This window comes from Kitasatospora sp. NPDC004799, assembly GCF_040609095.1.
In the GTDB taxonomy this organism is placed as follows: Bacteria; Actinomycetota; Actinomycetes; order Streptomycetales; family Streptomycetaceae; genus Kitasatospora.
Map to the genome: position 1 here is coordinate 1 of NZ_JBEXJK010000642.1, position 2913 is coordinate 2913.

Genomic DNA, 2913 nt, shown 5'->3' on the forward strand with positions numbered 1-2913 from the left:
GGCCCGGTGGACTCCCCTGTGGTCCACCGGGCCCCGCGCCGTACCGGTTCAGTCCTGGGCGGTCCACTCGGAGGCCAGGATGGCCCAGATCTCCTTGTCGTAGCGGACCCCGTTGTACGGGTACCACTCGCGCAGCACGCCGTCGCGGGTCATGCCGAGCCGCTCGGCGACCGCCCGGCTGCGGGCGTTGACGGAGGAGCACCACCACTCGGCGCGGTGCATGCCGCGGGTGACGAAGGCGTAGTCGAGCAGCTGCCGGACGGCGCGGGTGATCAGCCCGTGGCCCTCGCCGGCCGGTTCGGTCCAGGCGCCGATCTCGCAGACGCCGGAGCGGGCGTCGAAGCTGACGAACATCACGCCGCCGACCAGCGTGCCGTCCAGCCAGATGCCGTAGATCCGCTTCTGGTCGGCGGCCAGGCCGTCGGCGTAGCGCTGGAGGGTGGCGCGGGCGGAGTCCAGGTCGGTGGAGAAGGTGGCCCACGGGATCCACGGGTCGGTGTGGGCGCGGGCGCGGTCGAGGTGGGTCAGGAACTCGGGAGCCTGCCAGGGCTCCAGCGGGCGCAGTTCGGCGTTCTCGGTGAGCGGTACGGCAAACACGGGCGGGCCTTTCGCGGGCGGTGCTGAGGTGGGCTGGATCATTCATAACAAACGTTTGGTATGTACGATAGCCCCCATGACACCGGCCCGTGGAGACCATGACGCCCGCCGCTCGGAAGTCTCCGAGGGGGTGTGGCGGGTGCTCTCCACCCGGGGCTTCGAGGGGCTGACCCTGCGCGCGGTGGCCGCCGAACTCGGCGCCTCCACCGGGATGTTGACGCACTACTTCCCGAACAAGCGGGCGCTGCTCAGCCATGCGCTGGAGGAGCTGGACCGGCGTTCGATGGCCCGCCCCCGGCGCACCGCCCCGGCCGACGGCAGTCCGCCGCCGGTCGGGCTGGCCCGGGTGCGGGCGTCGCTGCTGGACACGCTGCCGCTGGACGGCGAGGGGGCGGCCGACAACCGGATCTGGGTCGGCTCCTGGGACCACGCGCTGGCCGACCCGGAGCTGGCGGCCGCGCACGCGGGCCGCTACGCGCGCTCGCGCACGGCGCTCACGGCGCACGTCGCGGACGCCCAGCGGCTGGGGGAGCTCCCGGCGCAGGCCGATCCGGCCGCGCTCGCGGCCGGGGCGCAGGCCTTCGTGCTGGGGCTGGTGGTGCAGGCGCTGTTCGCGCCGGAGGAGTTCCCGGCGGAGCGGCAGACGGAGCTGCTGGACGCCTACCTGGCGGGGCTGGCGGGGCGGGCGGGGCGGGCGGAGTAGCCGCGGCCCGCCGGTCGGGTCGGGCCGGTCGGGCCGGTCGGGCCGGTCGGGTCGGTCAGGCCGGTTGGGTCCGGTTGGGCTGCCGGCCCGGGGCGGGCATCCGCCGGCTGAGGGCGGGGGATTCCGGGAATTCGGGGCGTTCCGGTCGGGTCCGATTCCGGCCCGTATTCGCGGCCGCCATGCCACGCATCGTCACGAGTTCTGTGCGATGGGTGCGCAAAGCGGTTGGTGCGTGGGATTACCGGGAGGTCCACATCGGACACGGAAAGTGTTCGCCGGTGTGTTGGCCTGCGGAATTGCCGGGTGGTGCCCCCAGCAGGATTCGAACCTGCGACCTACCGCTTAGAAGGCGGGTGCTCTATCCGCTGAGCTATGGGGGCGGGACGGGCGGCGCCCTGGCGGGCGCGACCGTGGCCGGGATCGGGCTGGCGGGCGCCGGGGCGCGCGCTGTCCGGCCCCGTACCTGAGGGTGGGGGTGGGGGTCGTGGGCCCTCGCCCTGTCGGGGACAGGATAAGGGTGACCGGTTCCCCGGCCGGGTGCGACGACACCGCCGTTGGTGTGTCGGTTCGGTGGAGCGGTCCGATAATCGCAGGTGAAGGCCGTGAGTGCAGCGGTCTGGGAGTGTTCCGCGCCGGACGTTGTGCAGTCGTTACGGGGCTGCCTCCTCACCCGTTATGGATTCGGCACGGAGAATGTGCCGCCGGCGGCGCGGGTGGGGGGCCGTAATCGCCGTTGCACCGGTCGGATGACGTGCGCGGACGGCCGTCGGGGCGCGTTCCGGTGCGCGTTCCCGGGCGGGCTCGGGGCGGTTCGGGGGTCTGCCGGCGGGGCGGCGAGCAGCGGGTTTGTTGTCATGGCCGCGAAGAGCTGGGCGCCGAAGTGGCCATGGAAGGCCGAAATTCACCCCTGCGAGTGACAAAACAGTTCCACCGGCCCGAGTTATCCACAGGATTTCGGAACTCGGTCGCCGGGATTTCCTCCGAAGTGCACGCTCAAGGCGCACCGGTCGATTCCGTACGGTGCATCGGCGAGAACGGAGGGTGTGCTGTGAGCGAGACGCACGTGACGGTGATCGGCAATGTGGCGACGGAGGTGAGCTACGGCGAAACCAGCGGCGGGGTGCCGATGGCCAACTTCCGGCTGGGCTGCACGGAGCGGCGGTACGACCGGCAGCGCGAGTGCTGGGTGGACGGCGAGACGCAGTGGGTGAGGGTGACGGCCTGGCGGGCGCTGGCGGTCAACCTGATCGGCTCGCTGTCCAAGGGTGATCCGGTGTTGGTGAGCGGTCGGCTGCGGGTGCGCGAGTGGACGGAGGGCGAGCTGAAGCGGAGTCGGGCCGAGATCGACGCCCGATCGGTCGGACACGACCTCACCCGTGGTACCACGGCGTTCCGTTGGGCGGCCGGGGTGCGCGGGCAGCCGCCGGGCGGTCCCGGGCCGGGCGGGGCGGAGCCCGCGAGCGAGGCGGTGCCGGAGTGGATCGTCAGCGCGGTGGAGGCCCGCCGGGGCAGCGGAACGGCCTCGGGGGCGGCCGTCGCGGCGGCTCCGGCGGCGGTCGCGGCACCCGCCGTGCGGGCGCTGCCGCCGGGCGGGCGGTCGGGCGCGGGGGAGC

The 2913-nt window shown here is 73.3% G+C and carries 3 protein-coding genes and 1 tRNA gene; 2 read left to right on the forward strand and 2 right to left on the reverse strand.

All coding sequences use genetic code 11. The features are described from left to right. Positions 1-48: 48 nt before the first annotated feature. Complete coding sequence (locus ABZW03_RS39295) at positions 49-597, reverse strand: GNAT family protein (protein WP_355269444.1); 549 nt, start codon at positions 595-597, stop codon at positions 49-51. A gap of 76 nt (positions 598-673) precedes the next feature. Here ABZW03_RS39295 and ABZW03_RS39300 point away from each other — a divergent pair, with 76 nt between their 5' ends. Beyond that, positions 674-1300, forward strand: a complete 627-nt coding sequence (locus ABZW03_RS39300) for a TetR/AcrR family transcriptional regulator (RefSeq protein WP_355269446.1) — start codon at positions 674-676, stop codon at positions 1298-1300. Between the two features lie 304 nt (positions 1301-1604). On the opposite strand, the gene ABZW03_RS39305 is transcribed toward ABZW03_RS39300, so the two are convergent. Beyond that, positions 1605-1680: transfer RNA gene (locus ABZW03_RS39305), tRNA-Arg, on the reverse strand. 668 nt (positions 1681-2348) lie between these two features. Between ABZW03_RS39305 and ABZW03_RS39310 the strand changes: the two genes are divergently transcribed. Continuing rightward, a partial coding sequence (locus ABZW03_RS39310) for a single-stranded DNA-binding protein (RefSeq protein ID WP_355269448.1) occupies positions 2349-2913 on the forward strand: 565 nt, incomplete at its 3' end.